Raw genomic sequence first — 19,209 nt, forward strand, 5'->3', positions numbered from 1 at the left:
ATTTCCCCGCAGATGCCCAGCCAAGAGCCCTTGCTGTTACGTCACCATCGCCCTTTTCTCGCGTTCTGGCTGGCCCGGATCTTTACCGCCAGCGGCTTCCAGATGCTCACCGTGGCCATCGGCTGGAACCTGTATCAATTGACCGGCAATGTGCTCGACCTGGGTCTGGTCGGCCTGGTCGAATTCGCCCCGCGCGTGCTGTTCATGCTGCACACAGGGCACGTCGCCGACCGCTATGACCGGCGCAAGGTCGCGGCGATCTGCCAGTCCCTGCAGGCATTGATCGCCCTGTCGCTGGCCATTGGCAGCGCGACCGACCATGTCACTCGGGAAATGATCTTTATCCTGGCCTTCCTGCTCGGCGCCGCGCGTTCCTTTGAAATGCCGACCACCCAGGCCCTGCTGCCAAGCATCGTACCCAGCGCGCTGTTTCCCCGGGCCGTGGCCACCGCACAATCGGCCCAGCAATCAGCCACCATCGTCGCCCCGGCCCTCGGCGGTTTGCTCTACGCCTTCGGCAGTGTCTGGGTGTATGGCCCCACGGTGCTGCTGTATGTCATCGCCTGTTCGCTGATGCTCAACCTGCCGGCCCGGCAGACGCCGCTGAACAAGGGCAAGGCCACGCTGGATTCACTGCTCGCGGGCATCCGCTTCATCCGCAGTCGTCCGGACATTCTCGGGGCGATCTCCCTCGATCTGTTCGCGGTGCTATTGGGGGGTGCCACGGCACTGCTGCCGGTGTTCGCCAAGGACATTCTGCTGACCGGCCCGTGGGGGCTGGGTCTGTTGCGCTCGGCACCGGCAGTGGGTGCGCTGCTGATGTCGCTGTTCCTGGCGCGGTTTGCCGTGGAGCGCAACGTCGGGCGGGTGATGTTCACCGCCGTGGGCATCTTCGGCGTGGCAACCATCGCGTTCGGTCTGTCGACCTCGTTCTGGTTTTCCCTGGCGGTGTTGGTGGTGTTGGGCGCGGCAGACATGATCAGCATGGTGATCCGCGCCTCGTTCGTTCAACTGGAAACCCCGGACGAAATGCGCGGCCGGGTCAGCGCTGTGAACGGTCTGTTCATCGGTGCCTCGAACCAGTTGGGCGAATTCGAATCGGGCCTGACTGCCCACTGGTTCGGCACCGTGCCAGCCGTGGTCATGGGCGGGATCGGCACGCTGGTGGTGACCGGGGTGTGGGTCAAACTATTCCCGACCCTGGCCAGCCGCGATCGCATGCACGTGGCTAAAGATGAAGAGAAGCAAGAGGCGAAAGTCTAAGCGGGCTACACCAACAACTCCCCCGCCACCGCCGCACGCGTGGCTTTTCCACAGAGTTGTTCCACCAGCGCCAGGGCAAATGCCAATGCGCCAGCCGAGCCCTGGGCGGTGATGCAGTTGCCATCGACCACTACCGGTTGATCGACGAAGTTACAGCCCAACAGTTGATGGCTGGCCGATGGCAGACAGGTCATGCGCCGTTGACGCAAAACGCCAAAGGCTTGCAGCGCCACGGCGGGCGCTTCGGCGATACCGGCGAACAGGCGGCCGGCGGCCGCCTGATCCTTGATCAATTGTTGCAGCGGTTGGTGGGCTGCCAAGTGCTGCGCCCCCACGGCGCCACCCGGCAAGACAATCAGGTCGAAAGGCTGCGCCAGCAAGTCCACCAGCATGGCATCGGACGTCAGCCGAGTGCCGCGGGCGCAAGTGAGCATGCGCCGCCCTTCGATACTGGCCACCACCACTTCTATTTTGGCGCGGCGCAGTACGTCGATCAGGGTCACGGTCTGCAGGTCATCGGTACCCTCGGCGAGGGCAATCAAGGCTCTAAAGGTCATCAGGTACTGTCCACGGAATGATCTTTTAAGCGTAGTCAGCTTTCCCGCGCCTTGTTCGAGACATGTGGCTACTGGATGTAAAGCTGCGTCGACATCGTATTGCCGGGCGCATTGATCGAGGTATTGCTGAAGGTCAATGTGCCTTCCTGCTTACCCGCCAGATCGAGTGCATACAAATAGCCAACGGTTTTTTCCCTGGGGGTGCAACTGGTCAGGTTGCCGTTCTTGAACGCGCAGACCGGTGTGCGGGTGCCATTCACTTCAAAACCGTCCAGGGCGACATGGGCCTCACGCCCGTAACCCACTTCCAGCACGTACACCGTGATGTTCGGGCCATTGTGATCGCAGCGCGTCCGGGTTTGCCCTTCGTCGATATTTTCAACGCCACAGGAAGGCGACGCGACTTTGAGCACTTTCAATTGACTCAATGGCGGGGCCGATGCCGCCGTGGCCGTTTGGGCCCCGAGAAGCAACGCCATCAATACGCCGAACACGCTAACCAGACGCCTTTTCATGCAGTCCTTTCCACCCCGAAAAACCAGCGCGCAGTATGGCGCACTTGGCTTTGTCGCAAAACATCGACGACGATCACCGCCATAAGCAGCCATATTCCCAAGCTACTGGTATGATGCGCGGCTTTTTCCGGCCCACAGTAATTTCCAGGCGCGTTCTGCTGCCTGTGCTTTGCTGTTGAGGTCGATACATTCACGGCGCCCGGCGCGCCACGGGGAGCAGACATGCTGGAAAGGCTGTTTCAACTCAAGGCACACAACACCAACGTGCGGACCGAGATTCTGGCGGGCGTCACGACCTTTTTGGCCATGGCCTACATTCTGTTCGTCAACCCGAGCATCCTCGGCGAGACCGGCATGGACAAGGGCGCGGTGTTTGTCGCCACCTGTCTGGCAGCTGCCATCGGCTCGACGACCATGGGCCTGATCGCCAACTACCCGATCGCCCTCGCGCCGGGCATGGGCCTGAACGCCTTCTTTACCTACACCGTGGTCCTGCACATGGGCCATACCTGGCAAGTGGCGCTCGGCGCGGTATTCATCTCGGCAGTGTGTTTCTTCCTGCTGTCGATCTTCCGCATCCGTGAATGGATCATCAACAGCATCCCGTTGCCACTGCGTTCGGCCATTGCTGCGGGTATCGGCCTGTTCCTGGCGCTGATCGCCCTGCACAACGCCGGCATCGTGGTCAGCAACCAGGCGACCATGGTCGGCCTCGGCGACCTGAAACAACCGGCTCCGATCCTCGCCACCCTCGGTTTTGCCCTGATCGTCGCACTTGAGGCCCTTGCCGTACGCGGTGCGGTGCTGATCGGCATTCTGGTGGTAACCATCGTTTCGATCGTGATGGGCTTCACCCCGTTCGGCGGCGTGATGTCGATGCCGCCGTCGCTGGCCCCGACCTTCCTGCAACTGGACATCAAGGGCGCACTGGACATCGGTCTGGTCAGCGTGATCTTCGCCTTCCTGTTCGTCGACCTGTTCGACAACTCCGGCACCCTGATCGGCGTTGCCAAGCGTGCAGGCCTGATGGGCAAGGACGGCCACATGCCGAAAATGGGCCGCGCGCTGATCGCCGACAGCACCGCAGCCATGGCCGGTTCCCTGCTGGGCACCTCGACCACCACCAGCTACATCGAATCCGCCGCTGGCGTGAGTGCCGGTGGCCGCACCGGCCTGACCGCCGTCGTCGTCGCGATCCTGTTCCTGCTGGCGCTGTTCTTCTCGCCACTGGCCGCCAGTGTTCCAGCCTTCGCCACTGCACCGGCCCTGCTGTTCGTCGCCGTGCTGATGACATCCGGCCTGGCCGAAATAGACTGGGACGACATTACCGTCGCCGCGCCCGTGGTGATCACCGCGCTGGCGATGCCGTTCACCTATTCCATCGCCAATGGCATCGCCTTCGGTTTCATTTCCTGGACCGCCATCAAGCTGATGTCCGGTCGTGGCCGTGAGCTGAACCCGGCGCTGGTGATCCTGTCGATTCTGTTCGTGATCAAGCTGGGTTGGTTCAACGCATGACTTTTGATTCCCAGGCCTATGCCGTTCAACTCGAAGAGAAGGTCACGCGTTTGCGAGACCTGCTGGCCCCGTTCGATGCACCCGAGCCGGCCGTTTTCGATTCGCCGCTGAAAAACTTCCGCCTGCGCGCCGAGTTCCGCCTGTGGCGTGAGGCCGGCGAGCGGCATTACGCGATGTTTTCCCAGGAAGACAAACGTACGCCCATCCTGATCGAAGAGTTCCCGATTGCCAGCCTGCGCATCAACCAGTTGATGCCGCAGCTCAAGGCAGCGTGGCAAGCCAGTGCGGCCCTGAGCCACAAGCTGTTCCAGGTGGAATTCCTGACCACGCTGGCCGGCGACGCAATGATCACTCTGTGCTATCACCGCCCGCTGGACGAGCACTGGCACGCGGCGGCTTCGAAACTGGCGACGGACCTGAACGTCAGCATCATCGGTCGCTCCAAGGGCAAGCGCGAAGTCATCGGTCACGATTACGTGGTCGAGCAACTGGACGTCGGCGGCCGCACCTTCAGCTACCGCCAGCCGGAAGGCGCGTTCACCCAGCCCAACGGTACGGTGAACCAGAAGATGCTCAACTGGGCATACGATGCGCTCGGGGATCGCGCAGATGATTTGCTGGAACTGTATTGCGGCAACGGCAACTTCACCCTGCCCCTCGCCACCCGCGTACGCAAGGTGCTGGCCACCGAAATCAGCAAGACCTCGGTCAACGCGGCGCTGAGCAATCTCAGCGAAAACGCGGTGGATAACGTCACCCTGGTGCGCTTGTCCGCCGAAGAGCTGACCGAAGCCCTGAACGAAGTGCGTCCGTTCCGCCGCCTGCACGGCATCGACCTCAAGAGCTACGAGTTCGGCAGCGTGTTCGTCGACCCGCCCCGCGCCGGCATGGACCCGGACACCTGCGAGCTGACCCGGCGCTTCGACAACATCCTGTACATCTCCTGCAATCCGGAGACTCTGGCAGCCAACATCGCCCAACTGCACGACACCCACCGCATCAGCCGGTGTGCGATGTTCGACCAGTTCCCGTGGACCCATCACATGGAATCCGGAGTGATGCTGACCCGGCGTTGATGGCATCTGCCAGGCACAAAAAAGCCGTCTTCACGACGGCTTTTTGTGGGCACTTACACGACAACATCGACCTTGCGCGGGCGCCCGCCTTTCCTGCCGTTGGCCCGCGCGGCTTCAGACTTTGCGGCGCTGCTCTGGCGACCATTGCGCGAAGCGACGACCGAGGCCGCCATGGCCATCAACGGCTTGCTCGCAGAAATCATCCCGGCGATAGACACATGCAGGTCCTTGCCTTCATGGCACAGTGCAGTCCCCGCATAGCCGACAGTCAGGCTGGCGTAGTCCTTCGGCTCAAAATCATCGAACTCCGGATAATTGGCCACGGGCAACAATACGCCGCTGCCATCTTCGAAGAGCACTGCCAGACAGGGAGCCAGGTAGGTAACCGCTGTCGCTTGCAGGCTATTTTTTCTACGTAGTTCGCCCCGTTCAATGGCTTTGTCCAGGCTACTTTCCGTTACGGGATTATCGGCCTGAACCTTGGCTTTTATCGTTTTCATAACTCGATCTCCACACTTTCCTGTGCACCGATCAGGGACAGCAATGTCTTGTTCGATTCAGGTACATAGCAAGCCGATCCAATCATATTGGTCGTGCTGACAACCCGTTTCACCACAACGACTTCGTTGCTTTGCCAGTCCCATAATTGATTATCAAGACAGGCCGTTTGTAGTTTTCGCCACCAGATGCCGCGGGCGCGTCGCAAATGGGCAGGTTGCTTGAGCGATTGGCGCAAACCCTCAAGCACCGCCAATGGCGGCCGACGCGAAAGCGGAACGACATCCCAGAGCTCGACACCGTTATGCCAAAAGCTGAACCTGAATCTCGCACTCCACGTACCCGCTTCCACATGCGCATGAGGCGGACAATGCTCGTCTCGCAACATGATCACTACCGACAGCCCTTTGAAACTGCATACCTTCATGCTAACCCATCCGTTAGGTTTTTGAATCCGAGGATCCGGCATTCCCTTGAAAATCCGACCGCTGGCATTGGAAGCCGAATCATTTCTCCCGTCCTCAGGCTAGCGTTCTGGTGCTTCCCGGACCTGCGTAACCCCGCGCGAATTGGTAAGAAATCCTTTCTTTACAGCGCTGGCACCTGATAAATACTGATCCAGCGTCTTCATCTGATCCCCGGTGTAATCAATCATGCAGCGACAATTCGACGATCTTCAGTTGGGCAGCATTGAGCTGTTTTGCCTGGCCGCCGAGGCTGGCAGTTTTACTGCCGCGGCGCTGGTGGCAGGTGTCACGCCCGCTGCCGTGAGCCGATCGGTGTCGCGCATGGAAGAACGCCTGGGCGTGCGGCTGTTCGCGCGTACCACGCGTAGCGTGAAGCTCACTGACAGTGGTCGCCGTTATTACGAAGAATGTCGCCAGGCCCTTGCGCAACTGGTCGAGGCCCAGCGCGAGGTCATGGGCCAGCAGCAAGTGCCGTCCGGTACTTTGCGCATCAGTATTCCGACCACCTACGCGCATCATCGAATCCTGCCGCTGCTGCCCGAATTTCGGGCGCGCTATCCCGCGGTGAAAGTCGAGTCGCATATCAGCAATCGCAACATCGATTTCGTCGGCGAAGGCTACGACATGGCGATTCGCGTGCGAGCCATCCCGGATTCAGGCCTGATAGCCCGCCAGTTGGAAGATGCCGCCCTGGTGCTGATCGCCAGCCCTGATTACCTGAAACAGGCCGGCATGCCGCAAACCCTCGACGACCTCGAACACCACGAATGCATTCAATACGAGTTACCCAGCAGCGGCCGGCGCATTGCCTGGTTGTTCAACGATGAAGGCGTGCCCCGGGAGATTCTGGCCGAGGGCAACCTCAGTTGTTCCGATGATGTATTGGGCGGGGTGACGCTGGCCAAACACGGGGCAGGGTTGTTTCAGACCTATCGTTTTATCGTGGAAAAGGAACTGGCCGACGGCTCACTGGTGGAAGTGCTCAAGCCCTATGGCGGGCGCTCGCGACCTTTCACCCTGCTGTACCCGCAAAGTCGACATGTACCGCTGCGCTTGAGGGCGTTCATTGATTTTCTGGTGGAACATTTGCCGCGCTGAACACAGAAAGTGTCCGATCATCGCCCACAAACCGCCAGCGTGCCCTCTCTTCAATTGACCGAATTAACTAGTTAGTACAATTTATCTCCACAGGCTGAGAACCATGGCCGATTCCAACAATAAAAAGTGGAGAGATTCCGATGTCCCCTATCGTTCTGGTGCTCAACGGCCCGAACCTGAACCTGCTCGGCACCCGTGAACCGGCGACTTACGGCCACGAAACCCTGGCAGACATTTCGGCCCTGTGCGGACGCGCCGCCGAAGAGTTCGGCCTGGCGGTGGAGTTTCGCCAGACCAACCATGAGGGCGAATTGCTCGACTGGATTCACGCGGCCCGCGGTCGCTGCGCCGGGATCGTCATCAATCCCGCCGCGTGGACTCACACCTCGGTCGCCATCCGCGACGCCCTGGTCGCCAGCGAGCTGCCGGTCATCGAAGTCCACCTGTCCAACGTGCACGCCCGCGAGACCTTCCGCCACCACTCGTTCGTATCCGCTATTGCAACGGCGGTGATGGCCGGCTTCGGCAGTCACGGCTATCGCCTGGCGCTGGAACACTTCAGTCATCGTTTGAAGGGGTGATCGCCGTGACTCAGAACAACGTGGTACTGGCCGGGCTGATCGGCGCCGGCATCCAGGCTTCCCGCACACCGGCCTTGCACGAGCATGAAGGTGATGCCCAAGGGCTGCGCTACCTCTATCGTCTGATTGATCTTGATCAGTTGAAGCTCGACAGCAACGCCTTGCCCGACCTGTTGATAGCCGCCGAGCGCATGAACTTCACCGGTTTGAACATCACCTTTCCCTGCAAACAGGCAATCATCCCGCTGCTGGACGAACTCTCGCCGGAGGCCCGCGGTATCGGTGCGGTCAACACGGTGGTGCTCAAGGATGGCAAACGCATCGGCCACAACACCGATTGCCTGGGCTTTGCCGAGGGCTTTCGACGGGGTCTGAAAGGCGTTGCCGTTGAACGTGTCGTACAGATGGGCGCCGGCGGCGCAGGGGCGGCGGTGGCCCACGCCCTGCTGAGCGAAGGCGTACGGCAACTGAGCATTTTTGACGTGGACATCCGCCGCGCTCAGGATCTGGCCGACAACCTCAACCAGCATTTCGGAGTCGGTCTGGCGATGGCCGGGTATGACCTGCCGAGCGCCCTGGCCCAGGCTGACGGCCTGGTCAACACCACGCCGATGGGCATGAAAAAACTGCCGGGCATGCCGGTGCCGGTCGAGTTGCTTCGAGCCGAGTTGTGGGTGGCGGAGATCGTTTACTTCCCGCTGGAAACCGAACTGCTGCGCAACGCCCGCGCCCTCGGCTGCCGGACGCTGGACGGCGGCAACATGGCCGTGTTTCAGGCGGTGAAGGCATTCGAGTTGTTCAGCGGCGTGGTGCCGGATGCCCAGAGAATGCTCGAGCATTTCCAGGGCATGAATGACTGAAGATCAAAAGATCGCAGCCTTCGGCAGCGCCTACGTCAATCGCATTGATCTGTAGGAACTGCCGAAGGCTGCGATCTTTTCAAGCCTGCAAATAACGCAGCACCGACTCGCAAATCATCTCCCGATGACGCTGCTTGATGCGCTCATCCGGCAAGTCGATCTGGAAAATCTCACCCACGGTATGGCGGTTCGATACGCGATAAAAGCAGAACGAACTGATCAGCAGATGCACATCCAGCGGCACCAGGCCGGCGCGGAATACACCCTCTTCAACGCCCCGACGCAGGATCACATCGAGGGAATCGAGAACGGTATTGTTCATCGCCCTGATCGCATCGGAGCGCTTCACGTACTCGGCGTTGTGAATGTTTTCAATGCTGACGATGCGCACGAAATCGACGTTGCGATCGTGGTGATCGAATGTGAATTCAACCAGCCGCCGAATCGCTTCCACCGGTGCCAGTTCGGTCAGGTGCAAACGGCTTTCAGTGCTGCGGATATCGCCGTAAAGTTTTTCCAGGACCTCGACGTAGAGCTGCTCCTTGCTGCCGAAGTAGTAGTAGATCATGCGCTTGGAGGTGTGAATGCGCTCGGCGATGGCATCGACGCGGGCCCCGGAAAGCCCCTGCTGGACGAATTCGACAATCGCCTCCTGCAGGATGTTTTCGCGGGTCTTTTCCGGGTTGTTCTTGCGACTCTTGCGCGGCTCGGTACCAGGTTCTACGGAGGCTGCGGGGAGTTCTGAAGTCATTGTCATTGCGGGCTCACGGCCATCACTGCACAGGCTGGCGATTATGGGCTGCGCGGCACGGTGAAGGAAGCCGCGCGGCCCACGTTTAATCCCGCGTTTACGAATTTCCTACAACTTGGCCTGACGGATGGCTCCGCTTCGGGATTTGGCCATGGCCGCCAGCCGCACCGCCACGTTGGCCGCGCCGTAGCCGGCGTATCCGTTTTTACGCTGGATGATTTCAAAGAAAAACCGCCCCTCGAACGGCTCGGTATACACGTGAAACAGCTCCCCGCCCTGGGCGTCGCGGTCATACAACACGTTGTAGTAGGCCAGTTCGCTGAGGAAATCGTCGTCGAAGTCAAACCGCGCCGCCAGGTCATCGTAGTAGTTGAGCGGGATATCCAGCAGCGGCACGCCCGCCTCTTTTGCACGGCTGACCTGGGCAAAGATGTCATCACAATCAAAGGCTATGTGATGCACTCCGGAGCCGCGATAACTCGACAGCGCGTGTGAGATCGCGGTGTTGCGATTCTCGGAAATGTTCAGCGGCAAGCGGATCGAACTGTCGCGACTGCGCAAGGCACGGCTCTTCACCAGACCATAAGGGTCCGGCAGCACCACTTCATCGTCCGCCTCGAAATCCAGCAGGCTCTTATAGAACAGTACCCAACTGTCGAGGCTGTCGGCCGGCAGCGCCATGGCCATGTGGTCAATGCGCTTGAGGCCGCCGCTGACAGGCGCTTGCGGGTACAGATTGAAGTCCGTGCCATAAACATCGGCGTGTTGATCCACCAGATAGATCAGGCTGCCATCCGGCGCACGCACCGCCGCCAGCTCCAGCTCGTTGGGGCCGACCAGCCCGCGATAGGGCTGGCCCTTGTAGGCTACGGCGCGGGCCAGTGCGCTGGCGCTGTCCTTGACCCGCACGGCCGTAGCGCACAGCGAAGGGCCGTGGGCTTCGAAAAAGCTGTGGCCGAATGAGTAAGGCTCCGAGTTCAGGATCAGGTTGATATCGCCCTGACGCAGCAGGCTGACGCTCTTGGAGCGATGCTGCCCGGCCTTGACGAAACCCAGTCGCTCCAGCCAATGGGAGAGCTTGGCGCCGAGGCTTTCATCCACGGCGAATTCGAGAAATTCGATGCCGTTGTACTCGCTGGCCTTGGGTGTTTCGAACAGAATCCCGGGGTTGGCCGCAGGCCTGGTTTCCTGCGCCAGACGCTCGCGGGTTTTCTCTTCCAGGTACAACAACGAGCGCAAGCCGTCGGCGGCATTGGCCCGTGGCGGCGCGGCGCGGAAGCCGTCGTTGAAGATCTCCAGCGACAATGGCCCGGTGTAGCCGCTCTGGATGATCGGCGCGAGGAACCCTGGCAAGTCGAACTCACCCTGGCCCGGGAAGCAGCGAAAATGCCGGCTCCACTCCAGCACGTCCATGGCCAGGATCGGTGCGTCGGCCATTTGCACGAAGAAGATCTTGTCGCCGGGAATCTCGGCGATAGCACTTGGATCGCCCTTGAGCGACAAGGTGTGAAAGCTGTCCAGCAACACGCCAAGGCTTGGATGATCGGCCTGACGCACGATGTTCCACACCTGTTGATAGGTGTTCACATGCCGGCCCCAGGCCAGCGCTTCGTAACCGATGCGTAGACCACGGGCCCCGGCACGCTCAGCCAGCAGTCGCAGATCGTCGACCAGAATCTGTTCATCACCGATGGAGTCGGCCGAGGCGTTGCTGCACACCAGCACCAGGTCGGTGCCCAGTTCCTGCATCAGGTCGAATTTGCGCTCGGCGCGCTCCAGATTGCGCGACAGCCGATCACGCCGGCAGCCTTCGAAATCACGAAAAGGTTGAAACAGGGTGATGGCGATCCCGAGATCGGCGCACATCTGTTTAATTTCCCTTGGGCTGCCGTCGTAGTAGAGAAGGTCGTTCTCGAAAATCTCCACACCGTCGAACCCGGCGGCGGCAATGGCTTCGAGTTTTTCCGGCAGGGTACCGCTCAAGGATACGGTGGCAATGGAACGCTGCATATTTCGACTCCCGGTAATGGGGACCATCTTGTTAGGGGGCATCGCACGCCCGATCCCTGTAGGAGCCTTCGGCCGCTCCTACAGGGGTAGTGTTTGTCCTGGGTAAATTATTGGCTTGGCGATCCCGCACAGCAATTCAAAGTGTACTATCCGGTTAGTTTTGTGTTCGATTATCGAACACAATGGTGGTTGGCGAATTGACGATTTTTTGTCCACTGCGCAACATCAACACCACATTGGGTCCGGTCATGAATCACCGGTTCCCAGTTAACAAGACCCAGAACACCACATAAAAATTTCAAAAAACGGGTATACGCTCATGCGCTCCTTCAACGCCTTGCTCGATCACTCAACCGTCATTACGCCTTGCCTGGCGTCCATCCGCCCCCCGCGCACCGCTGGCACTCGCGTGCCGCTCGCTGAATAACTCGTCAACCGACGAACACAGCCGATCAGTCCAACCGCGCCCGTCGCCATCGATTGATCACGCGCCCTTGAAGTCCCGACGAGCTTCGCTTGTCAGTCATTGAACGGATGGCACACATGAATCCTGCACCTAGCTCACGCATGGCTCCGGCCATGAGCGCTGCCTCTGGCGGCATCGGCGATAAAATCCGCGGCGCCATGGCGGTCGGCAAAACCCGTTGGGGCATGCTGGCGCTGGTGTTTTTCGCCACTACCCTGAACTACATCGACCGCGCCGCCCTGGGCGTAATGCAGCCTATCCTGGCCAAGGAGATGAGCTGGACGGCGATGGACTACGCCAACATCAACTTCTGGTTCCAGGTCGGTTACGCCATCGGCTTCGTGCTGCAAGGCCGCTTGATCGACCGGGTCGGCGTCAAGCGCGTGTTCTTCTGCGCGGTGTTGCTCTGGAGCCTGGCAACCGGCGCCCATGGCCTGGCCACTTCGGCGGCCGGCTTCATGGTCTGCCGTTTCATCCTTGGCCTGACCGAAGCCGCCAACTATCCGGCCTGCGTGAAAACCACCCGCCTGTGGTTCCCGGCCGGCGAGCGCGCCGTGGCCACCGGGATATTCAATGCCGGGACCAACGTCGGTGCGATGGTCACCCCGATGATGCTGCCGCTGATCCTCCACGCATGGGGCTGGCAGGCCGCGTTCCTGTGCATGTCGGCACTGGGCGGGATCTGGTTGCTGTTCTGGGGCCTGAAGTACTTCAACCCGGAAGAGCATCCGAGCGTCAAACAATCGGAACTGGACTACATCCAGAAGGAAGTCGAGCCGGAACAATCCCGCGTGCCGTTCTCGAAGATCCTGCGCATGCGCGGCACCTGGGCCTTCGCCCTCGCCTACTCGATGACCGCGCCGGTGTTCTGGTTCTACCTGTACTGGCTGCCGCCGTTCCTCAATCAGCAATACAACCTGGGCATCAACGTGACCCAGATGGGCATTCCGCTGATCATCATCTACCTCACCGCCGACTTCGGCAGCGTCGGCGGCGGCATCCTCTCCTCGTTCCTGATCGGTCGCGGCGTCAACCCGATCAAGGCGCGACTGATGTCCATGTTCCTGTTCGCCTGCTGCATCATCGGCGTCATCATGGCTGCCGGCTCCAGCAATCTGTGGGTCGCCGTAGCCGCCATCTCCCTGGCCATCGGCGCGCACCAGGCCTGGACAGCTAACATCTGGAGCCTGGTGATGGACTACACGCCCAAGCACATGATGAGTACGGTATTCGGCTTCGGCGGCATGTGTGCGGCGATTGGCGGGATGTTCATGACTCAGTTGGTCGGCCATATCCTGACCATCACCAACAACAACTACACCGTGCTGTTCACCATGATTCCGGCGATGTACTTCATTGCGCTGATCTGGATGTACTTCATGGCACCGCGCAAGATTCCGACAGTAGAAGTCTGATGCTCCCTCCGCGCAGGCCCGATCTCGGGTCTGCGCTTTTTTTTGCCTACGTTTTGCCGCAGCTTAGCGGCGACTTTGCTGCCAGGCCGCTGCCAACCCGCTGCAACAGATCACGGCAATGCCGAGCACGGTGGTCAGTGTCGGCGTGTGGGAAAACAGCAGCCAGCCCAGCAGGCCGGCGAAGATGATCTGGCAATAGCTGAACGGCGCCAGCAGTGCCGGTGCCGCGAGACGAAAAGCCTGGGTCAGGAACAGGTGCGCCGTCATCCCGCAGGCCCCCAGCGCCAGCATCATCGCGCCATGCACCAGGTTCGGTGTCTGCCAGAAGAACGGCACCAGTGCACTCATCACCAGCGTGTTGCACAGGCCCGCGAAAAAGTTGCTGGTGGTCGGGCTGTCGATCTCACTGAGCTTGCGCGTCAGCAGTTGATAGAAGCAGAAAAACAGCGCCGAGCAGAACGGCAGCAACACCGCCGGGGTAAACAGATCTCCCCCCGGGTGAACGATGATCAGCACCCCGATAAAACCGCAGATCACCGCCAGCCATTGCCCCCGCGTCACCCGCTCGCCAAGCAGCGGCACCGACAGCGCGGTGACCAGCACCGGCGCCAGGAAGTTGACCGACGTGGCCTCCGCCAACGGGATGTACATCAGCCCCGTGGTGAAAAACAGACTGGTGCCCAGCAGGCACAATGCCCGGATCAATTGCAGAAATGGCCGCTTGGTACGCAACACTCGTAGCCCGGATTGCGGCAGGAAAATCCCGGCCATCAGCAAGGTGTGAACCACGTAACGCGCCCAGACCACCATGACAATGGGATAGAAACCGGAGAGGTATTTGGAAAAGGCGTCGTGGCTGGAAAACAGGAAAGTCGCGACAACGATCAGCAGGATCCCTTTGAAGGGCTGATTGACGCCGGAAAGCGGGGTACTGCTGGGCGACGTCAAGACAAAGTCCTTTTATGGGTTGAGGCGAGACATGAATAATTTAGAACCTGGTTCCATTTTATGAAATCTACGACTCAAGAAAGTGGGCGAATACCGCACACTGTTTATTCAAGCAGACTTCAGGTTCAACTGAACAACTCTGATGCCTGGCTCGCCAGCGAAAGCTCATCGGCGTATTTCAACAAGGTTGGCGCCAATTCATGCAATCGCGCGCCGGGCATTCGCGCACTTGGCCCGGCAATACTGAGCACGCCGATGACCCGGCCATCCAGTGGATGACGCACCACGGCGGCAATCGCCGAGGTGCCCACCGCCGAACTTTCCTCGACCCAGGCATAACCCTGCTCCCGCGCCAGACGCAAGCGCTCCAGCAGTTCAATATTCGAACGCGGTGCATTAGGCCCGACGTCTTGAGGCAACTCGGTCCCTTGCCGCTCAACCAGCAACAGCGCCTCGGCATCGCTCATGCACGCCAGCCACGCGTGCCCGGAGGCCGTGTAGAACAAAGGCGCATCGCGCCCCATGTCCGGGTCGTAGCGCAGACCGGAACGGGCACCCTGGGACTTGGCGATCCACACCTGGCGCTCCCCCTGGATCACCCCCAGACGCACCAGTTCACCGGTTTCCCCGGCCAGACGATCGAGCACTGGCTGGATGATATCCGCGCCGCTGCCGGATAAGTATCGAAAGCCCATGGCCACCAGCTTGGTCGACAGGTGATAGCGCAGGTTGTCCGGATTCTGCCGCACGTACCCCAGGCGAATCAGTTCAGCGAGCAAACGATGAGTCGCGCTTTTAGGGATTTCCAGTTGCTCGGCCAACGTCTGCATCGGCAAACCCTGCGGTTCACCGGTCAGGCTTTCCAGCACGCTGAAGACACGTTCGATCTGACTGCCAGCCATGGTATGTCCCAAACAAAATTTGGCTGATTCTAGAAGAGAAGCCCCACGAAGCAAAATATGGAACCAGTCACACAACCGGCAGTCTGACGACCGGACTGGCGCGGCTCCCACTTGGCAGCAACACTCATCGCACGGCTCGTGACCCGGAACAGAAGAGGATTCACACATGCTATGGAAAAAAGGCCGACGCAGCGACAACGTGGTCGATGCCCGTGGTGATGATGTCGGCAGTGGCGGCGGCGGGATGCGCTTCGGCGGTGGCAAGGGCCTGAGCCTGACGGCGATCCTGCTGATCGTCGGCATCGGCTGGATCACCGGCCAGGATCCGCTGCAAATCCTCGGACAACTGACCGGGCAAATGGACCAGCAATCGGCACCCGCCACCAACCAGAGCCGCAAGGCACCGCCGGCCAATGACGAAGGCGCGGAGTTCGTGCGCTCGATCCTCGGCGACACCGAAGACACCTGGGGCACGATATTCCAGCAGGCCGGCCGTCAATACAAAGACCCGACCCTGGTGCTGTTCAGCAACCGCGTGAACTCGGCCTGCGGTCTGGCTACCTCGGCCACCGGGCCGTTCTATTGCCCGGCGGACCAGAAGGTCTACCTGGACATGGCGTTCTTCCAGGAAATGTCCCAACGCTTTTCCGCCGCGGGCGACTTCGCCCAGGCCTACGTAATCGCTCACGAAGTCGGACACCATGTGCAGACCCTGCTTGGAGTGTCTGCAAAAATTCAGGCAGCCCGCCAACAAGGCCGGCAGATGGAAGGCGACGGCGGTTTGCTGGTTCGTCAGGAACTGCAGGCCGATTGCCTGGCCGGTGTCTGGGCCAACAATGCGCAGAAGCGCCTGAACTGGCTGGAACCGGGCGACATCGAAGAAGCACTGAACGCAGCGAACGCCATCGGTGACGATCGTTTGCAGCAACAGGGTCAGGGCCGCGTGGTCCCGGATTCGTTCACCCACGGTACGTCAGCGCAACGGGTGCGCTGGTTCAAAACCGGTTTCGCCCAAGGCCAGGTAAGCCAGTGCGATACCTTTGCGACGAAAAATCTGTAAATGAAGAAGTGGTTGTTGGTTGTTCTGTTTACTTGCGCAACGTCCCAGGCCGCCGAGCATGAGGTCAAGGAACTCAGTCCCGGGCGCCTGCTGTTGAAATCAGGCGAAATCGCGGTGGGCATCAGCCCCGCCCCGGCAAAAATCGAACGGGTGCTGATCATCCTCCACGGTCGCTTGCGCAACGCGCAAACCTATCTGCAGAGCGGTGAGCACGCGGTCGAACTGGCCGGGCAAAGCGCAACGACCCTGGTGATCGCGCCGCAATTCCTCAATGAAACCGATGTTGCGGTTCATCCGGTGGCCGACACCGTTTTGCGCTGGCAAGGCAATGAATGGATGGCCGGCGGCGAATCCACGGCGCCGTTTCGGCTGAGTTCCTACGCCGCGCTCGACGAAATCATTGCCCGCCTGGGAGATCGCCAGCAGTTTCCGGATGTGAAGCAAATCGTCATCGCCGGGCACTCCGGGGGCGCGCAGGTGGTTCAGCGCTATGCGTTGCTCGGTCATGATCAGCCAGCCCTCGAGGCGGCCGGCGTACAGGTTCGATACGTGATTGCCAACCCGTCGTCCTACGCCTATTTCGATGAGCGCCGGCCCGTGGCGTTCAGTCACGCCGGTTGCCCGCAATTCAATCGCTGGAAGTATGGGCTAGCGGATTTGCCCGCCTACGCCGAAGGACAAACTCCCACACAACTGCAGGAAAAGTACCTTAAGCGTGACATCGTTTACCTACTGGGCCAGCAGGACACCGACCCGAATCATCCGGCGCTGGATAAAAGCTGTGAGGCCAGGGCGCAAGGGCCGTATCGGTTGGCGCGCGGGCGTTTTTACTTTGATTACCTGAAGCGGCTGCAACCGCAAGGGCTGAAGCAGCAACTGATTGAAGTACCCGGAGTCGGGCATAGCGGGGACGGGATGTTTACCTCGCCGGAGGGGCAGAAGGCATTGTTTGGGGAATGACTCTTGTAGTGCCTGGGCCTGCCTCTTCGCGAGCAAGCCCGCTCCCACACTGGATCTGTGTCGTTCACAAATCCCTTGTGGGAGCGGGCTTGCTCGCGAAGGCGTCAGATCAGCCAACCATTTCCTCAAGCCGACAACATCTGACGCAACTCAACACAATCCGCCGCATGCCAATCGGTCAATTCCGGCCACGGATTATCCGGCAGATTCACCAGCACCGTGCGTGCCCCCGCCGCTCGCCCGCAATCCAGATCAAAACGGTAATCACCGACCATCACCATCTCGCTTGCCGGCACCTTCCACGCTTCGGCCAGTTTCAGTAAACCGCCCGGATGAGGCTTGGGCGGTGCTTCATCACGCCCCAGCACGTCCTCGACCGCAAAGCAGTCGGCCAGACCAATGGCCTCCAGCGTGACATGCGCCAGCTCCCGGGCATTGCGCGTGAGAATGCCCAGGCGATAACCGCGCCCGGCCAGCTCGCGCACCAACTCCACTGCGCCCGGCGCCGGTTTCGAACCGAGGGCCAGGTCCCGTTCGTGCTCCAGCAACCACGCATGCTTGGCAGCGGCTTCATCGGCTGGCAGTGCGGCGAGGTGGGTCAGGATGTCGTGTTCGGCAGGAATCGCCAAGGCTACGCGAATCGCTGCGAAGTCGTGCACGGCCACGGTCAGGGTGCCGTCCATGTCGAACACCCAGTGACGCACGTCGACCAGGCTCACGCCCAATCCTTGCGGTGACGGATCAAGCCTTCCTGAGTGACCGAGGCCACCAGTTGCCCGGCGCGGTTGAACACACTGCCTCGGGAGAATCCGCGGGAGTTGCCGGCCCACGGGCTGTCCATCGCGTAAAGCAGCCAGTCATCGGCACGCAGATTCTGGTGGAACCACAGTGCGTGATCGAGGCTGGCGACTTGCATGTCCTTGTGCCAGACCGATTTGCCGTGGGGCTGCATCGAGGTGACCAGCAGGCCGAAGTCCGATGCATAGGCCAGCAGGTATTTATGCAGCGCCGGCGAATCGGCCAAGGCCCCGTCGGCGCGGAACCAGACGTACTTGACCGGATCGCACGGCAGCGGGTTGTAGGGATCTTTTTCAGTCACCGGGCGGAATTCGATCGGCTTGGGGCACAACAGCTTTTCGCGCATTTTCTCGGGAATCAGGTGCGCGCGCTGCTGGGTGATTTCCAGCTCCGAAGGCAGATTTTCCGGGCCAACCACAACCGGCATTTCGCTCTGGTGCTCAAAGCCGTCCTCGTCGTACTGAAACGACGCACTGCACGTGAAGATCGGGTGGCCCTTCTGGATCGCCGTCACCCGGCGCGTGCTGAAACTGCCGCCGTCACGCACCCGGTCAACCTGATACACCACCGGCAAACCGGCATCACCCGGACGCAGGAAATAGCCGTGCATCGAATGCACGTGGCGCGCCTCTTCCACCGTCTGACTCGCCGCCGACAGCGACTGGCCGAGTACCTGGCCACCGAACAGCTGACGGAAACCCAGGTCCTGGCTACGGCCGCGGAACAGGTTTTCCTCGATCGGTTCCAGGGTCAGCAAGTCGACCAGATCTTCCAAAACTTGGCTCATTCAGACTCTCCTCACGCAAAACATTGCCGCGCAGTCTTGGCTGCAACGGTCGATTCAGTTTCCGGCCCGGGCCAGCATGGGGCCATTGTAAACGTCCGTGCCAGCTTATCCATGCAAGGTTTGCAGCCATTGTTCGCGACTGATGCGATACAGAACGTGCCGACGCAACGGATGATCGGATTCGAGTCGCGGGTGTTCGAAGTCATCCGCCGGGTCATGGTGCATGCCGATGGCCTGCATGACTTTTTCTGACGGCAGATTGGTTTGCGTCGTGAAGGCCACCACCTCTTTCAGCGGCAGTCGGTCGAACCCGCAGCGCAGAGCGGTCCACGCCGCTTCACTAGCGTAACCGAGGCCCCAGTGCTCGCGGGCCAGGCGCCAGCCGATTTCCGTTGCGGGGGTGAATGGCGCGTCGAATCCGACCACATTGAGCCCGGTAAACCCGATGAACTGGCCAGAGTCCTTTCGCTGCAAGGCCCAGAGCCCATAACCATGCTCGGCGAAATGACCACGGATTCGCCCGATCAATGACGCGCTTTCCAGCCGACTCAAAGTGCCTGGAAAATAGCGCATCACCTGCGGATCGGCACACATCGCCGCAAAATCCGCCAGATCTTCATCGCGCCACTGGCGCAACAGCAGCCGAGCGCTTTCAAGCTCCAGTATTGGCTCCATCGTG

General features: G+C 60.5%; 20 protein-coding genes. 9 read left to right on the forward strand and 11 right to left on the reverse strand.

The genetic code is table 11. The features are described from left to right. Positions 1-12: 12 nt before the first annotated feature. Complete coding sequence (locus PPUTUW4_RS23920) at positions 13-1,263, forward strand: MFS transporter (protein ID WP_015096919.1); 1,251 nt, start codon at positions 13-15, stop codon at positions 1,261-1,263. Between the two features lie 5 nt (positions 1,264-1,268). Here the strand turns inward: PPUTUW4_RS23920 and PPUTUW4_RS23925 are convergent, their stop codons facing one another. Both PPUTUW4_RS23925 and PPUTUW4_RS23930 read right to left on the reverse strand, forming a co-directional pair. Next, complete coding sequence (locus PPUTUW4_RS23925; RefSeq protein ID WP_015096920.1) at positions 1,269-1,820, reverse strand: DJ-1 family glyoxalase III; 552 nt, start codon at positions 1,818-1,820, stop codon at positions 1,269-1,271. A 68-nt stretch (positions 1,821-1,888) separates the two neighbouring features. Next, on the reverse strand, positions 1,889-2,335 hold the full coding sequence (locus tag PPUTUW4_RS23930; protein WP_015096921.1) for a DUF4879 domain-containing protein: 447 nt from the start codon (positions 2,333-2,335) through the stop codon (positions 1,889-1,891). A 222-nt stretch (positions 2,336-2,557) separates the two neighbouring features. Between PPUTUW4_RS23930 and PPUTUW4_RS23935 the strand changes: the two genes are divergently transcribed. Both PPUTUW4_RS23935 and trmA read left to right on the forward strand, forming a co-directional pair. Beyond that, positions 2,558-3,853: an NCS2 family permease gene (locus PPUTUW4_RS23935; protein ID WP_007975781.1), complete on the forward strand. Its 1,296-nt coding sequence runs from the start codon at positions 2,558-2,560 to the stop codon at positions 3,851-3,853. Next, the gene (trmA, locus tag PPUTUW4_RS23940) at positions 3,850-4,929 is read left to right on the forward strand and encodes a tRNA (uridine(54)-C5)-methyltransferase TrmA (RefSeq protein ID WP_015096922.1); all 1,080 of its coding nucleotides are present in this window, start codon (positions 3,850-3,852) and stop codon (positions 4,927-4,929) included. The genes PPUTUW4_RS23935 and trmA overlap by 4 nt, the downstream gene beginning before the upstream one ends. A gap of 53 nt (positions 4,930-4,982) precedes the next feature. Here the strand turns inward: trmA and PPUTUW4_RS23945 are convergent, their stop codons facing one another. Continuing rightward, a complete protein-coding gene (locus PPUTUW4_RS23945) occupies positions 4,983-5,429 on the reverse strand; it encodes a DUF2442 domain-containing protein (protein WP_015096923.1) in 447 nt (148 codons plus the stop codon). Beyond that, a complete protein-coding gene (locus PPUTUW4_RS23950; RefSeq protein ID WP_015096924.1) occupies positions 5,426-5,854 on the reverse strand; it encodes a hypothetical protein in 429 nt (142 codons plus the stop codon). The genes PPUTUW4_RS23945 and PPUTUW4_RS23950 overlap by 4 nt, the downstream gene beginning before the upstream one ends. A 226-nt stretch (positions 5,855-6,080) precedes the next feature. Between PPUTUW4_RS23950 and PPUTUW4_RS23955 the strand changes: the two genes are divergently transcribed. From PPUTUW4_RS23955 to PPUTUW4_RS23965, 3 genes are all read left to right on the forward strand, one after another. Beyond that, entirely contained in the window at positions 6,081-6,992 is a 912-nt protein-coding gene (locus PPUTUW4_RS23955; protein ID WP_015096925.1) for a LysR family transcriptional regulator, read from the forward strand. Positions 6,993-7,132: 140 nt separating this feature from the next. Continuing rightward, positions 7,133-7,573, forward strand: a complete 441-nt coding sequence (gene aroQ, locus PPUTUW4_RS23960; RefSeq protein ID WP_015096926.1) for a type II 3-dehydroquinate dehydratase — start codon at positions 7,133-7,135, stop codon at positions 7,571-7,573. A gap of 5 nt (positions 7,574-7,578) precedes the next feature. Further along, positions 7,579-8,433: a shikimate dehydrogenase gene (locus tag PPUTUW4_RS23965; protein ID WP_015096927.1), complete on the forward strand. Its 855-nt coding sequence runs from the start codon at positions 7,579-7,581 to the stop codon at positions 8,431-8,433. A 79-nt stretch (positions 8,434-8,512) separates the two neighbouring features. Here PPUTUW4_RS23965 and PPUTUW4_RS23970 read toward each other — a convergent pair whose 3' ends face one another. Continuing rightward, a complete protein-coding gene (locus tag PPUTUW4_RS23970; protein WP_015096928.1) occupies positions 8,513-9,190 on the reverse strand; it encodes a TetR/AcrR family transcriptional regulator in 678 nt (225 codons plus the stop codon). Positions 9,191-9,292: 102 nt separating this feature from the next. Then, entirely contained in the window at positions 9,293-11,194 is a 1,902-nt protein-coding gene (gene quiC, locus PPUTUW4_RS23975; RefSeq protein ID WP_015096929.1) for a 3-dehydroshikimate dehydratase QuiC, read from the reverse strand. A gap of 567 nt (positions 11,195-11,761) precedes the next feature. Between quiC and PPUTUW4_RS23980 the strand changes: the two genes are divergently transcribed. Continuing rightward, the gene (locus PPUTUW4_RS23980) at positions 11,762-13,075 is read left to right on the forward strand and encodes an MFS transporter (RefSeq protein ID WP_227698142.1); all 1,314 of its coding nucleotides are present in this window, start codon (positions 11,762-11,764) and stop codon (positions 13,073-13,075) included. 63 nt (positions 13,076-13,138) lie between these two features. On the opposite strand, the gene PPUTUW4_RS23985 is transcribed toward PPUTUW4_RS23980, so the two are convergent. Then, on the reverse strand, positions 13,139-14,023 hold the full coding sequence (locus PPUTUW4_RS23985) for a DMT family transporter (protein WP_015096931.1): 885 nt from the start codon (positions 14,021-14,023) through the stop codon (positions 13,139-13,141). 125 nt (positions 14,024-14,148) lie between these two features. Beyond that, positions 14,149-14,925, reverse strand: coding sequence for an IclR family transcriptional regulator (locus PPUTUW4_RS23990; protein ID WP_015096932.1), 777 nt, complete (start codon positions 14,923-14,925; stop codon positions 14,149-14,151). A gap of 166 nt (positions 14,926-15,091) precedes the next feature. Here PPUTUW4_RS23990 and PPUTUW4_RS23995 point away from each other — a divergent pair, with 166 nt between their 5' ends. Together PPUTUW4_RS23995 and PPUTUW4_RS24000 are read left to right on the forward strand one after the other, a co-directional pair. Continuing rightward, on the forward strand, positions 15,092-15,985 hold the full coding sequence (locus PPUTUW4_RS23995) for a neutral zinc metallopeptidase (RefSeq protein WP_015096933.1): 894 nt from the start codon (positions 15,092-15,094) through the stop codon (positions 15,983-15,985). After that, positions 15,986-16,945, forward strand: coding sequence for an alpha/beta hydrolase (locus tag PPUTUW4_RS24000; RefSeq protein ID WP_015096934.1), 960 nt, complete (start codon positions 15,986-15,988; stop codon positions 16,943-16,945). Positions 16,946-17,070: 125 nt separating this feature from the next. Here PPUTUW4_RS24000 and PPUTUW4_RS24005 read toward each other — a convergent pair whose 3' ends face one another. The 3 genes from PPUTUW4_RS24005 to PPUTUW4_RS24015 all read right to left on the reverse strand — a co-directional run bounded on the left by PPUTUW4_RS24005 (position 17,071) and on the right by PPUTUW4_RS24015 (position 19,205). Then, on the reverse strand, positions 17,071-17,664 hold the full coding sequence (locus tag PPUTUW4_RS24005; protein ID WP_015096935.1) for an HAD family hydrolase: 594 nt from the start codon (positions 17,662-17,664) through the stop codon (positions 17,071-17,073). Beyond that, on the reverse strand, positions 17,661-18,530 hold the full coding sequence (gene tesB, locus PPUTUW4_RS24010) for an acyl-CoA thioesterase II (RefSeq protein WP_015096936.1): 870 nt from the start codon (positions 18,528-18,530) through the stop codon (positions 17,661-17,663). The genes PPUTUW4_RS24005 and tesB overlap by 4 nt, the downstream gene beginning before the upstream one ends. A 105-nt stretch (positions 18,531-18,635) precedes the next feature. Continuing rightward, positions 18,636-19,205, reverse strand: a complete 570-nt coding sequence (locus tag PPUTUW4_RS24015; RefSeq protein WP_015096937.1) for a GNAT family N-acetyltransferase — start codon at positions 19,203-19,205, stop codon at positions 18,636-18,638. Between the last annotated feature and the right edge of the window lie 4 nt (positions 19,206-19,209).

Source organism: Pseudomonas sp. UW4 (assembly GCF_000316175.1).
GTDB classification, from domain to species: Bacteria; Pseudomonadota; Gammaproteobacteria; order Pseudomonadales; family Pseudomonadaceae; genus Aquipseudomonas; species Aquipseudomonas laurylsulfatiphila.

What these genes read in the sequence shown, in the direction of transcription:
- aroQ (WP_015096926.1), top strand. Translation starts at nt 7,133, where the DNA reads ATGTCCCCTATCGTTCTGGTGCTCAACGGCCCGAACCTGAACCTGCTC.
- PPUTUW4_RS23945 (WP_015096923.1), bottom strand. Translation starts at nt 5,429, where the DNA reads ATGAAAACGATAAAAGCCAAGGTTCAGGCCGATAATCCCGTAACGGAA.
- PPUTUW4_RS23990 (WP_015096932.1), bottom strand. Translation starts at nt 14,925, where the DNA reads ATGGCTGGCAGTCAGATCGAACGTGTCTTCAGCGTGCTGGAAAGCCTG.
- PPUTUW4_RS23980 (WP_227698142.1), top strand. Translation starts at nt 11,762, where the DNA reads ATGGCTCCGGCCATGAGCGCTGCCTCTGGCGGCATCGGCGATAAAATC.
- trmA (WP_015096922.1), top strand. Translation starts at nt 3,850, where the DNA reads ATGACTTTTGATTCCCAGGCCTATGCCGTTCAACTCGAAGAGAAGGTC.
- PPUTUW4_RS23970 (WP_015096928.1), bottom strand. Translation starts at nt 9,190, where the DNA reads ATGACAATGACTTCAGAACTCCCCGCAGCCTCCGTAGAACCTGGTACC.
- PPUTUW4_RS23925 (WP_015096920.1), bottom strand. Translation starts at nt 1,820, where the DNA reads ATGACCTTTAGAGCCTTGATTGCCCTCGCCGAGGGTACCGATGACCTG.
- PPUTUW4_RS23935 (WP_007975781.1), top strand. Translation starts at nt 2,558, where the DNA reads ATGCTGGAAAGGCTGTTTCAACTCAAGGCACACAACACCAACGTGCGG.
- quiC (WP_015096929.1), bottom strand. Translation starts at nt 11,194, where the DNA reads ATGCAGCGTTCCATTGCCACCGTATCCTTGAGCGGTACCCTGCCGGAA.
- tesB (WP_015096936.1), bottom strand. Translation starts at nt 18,530, where the DNA reads ATGAGCCAAGTTTTGGAAGATCTGGTCGACTTGCTGACCCTGGAACCG.
- PPUTUW4_RS24015 (WP_015096937.1), bottom strand. Translation starts at nt 19,205, where the DNA reads ATGGAGCCAATACTGGAGCTTGAAAGCGCTCGGCTGCTGTTGCGCCAG.
- PPUTUW4_RS23995 (WP_015096933.1), top strand. Translation starts at nt 15,092, where the DNA reads ATGCTATGGAAAAAAGGCCGACGCAGCGACAACGTGGTCGATGCCCGT.
- PPUTUW4_RS23930 (WP_015096921.1), bottom strand. Translation starts at nt 2,335, where the DNA reads ATGAAAAGGCGTCTGGTTAGCGTGTTCGGCGTATTGATGGCGTTGCTT.
- PPUTUW4_RS23950 (WP_015096924.1), bottom strand. Translation starts at nt 5,854, where the DNA reads ATGAAGGTATGCAGTTTCAAAGGGCTGTCGGTAGTGATCATGTTGCGA.
- PPUTUW4_RS23920 (WP_015096919.1), top strand. Translation starts at nt 13, where the DNA reads ATGCCCAGCCAAGAGCCCTTGCTGTTACGTCACCATCGCCCTTTTCTC.
- PPUTUW4_RS23955 (WP_015096925.1), top strand. Translation starts at nt 6,081, where the DNA reads ATGCAGCGACAATTCGACGATCTTCAGTTGGGCAGCATTGAGCTGTTT.
- PPUTUW4_RS24000 (WP_015096934.1), top strand. Translation starts at nt 15,986, where the DNA reads ATGAAGAAGTGGTTGTTGGTTGTTCTGTTTACTTGCGCAACGTCCCAG.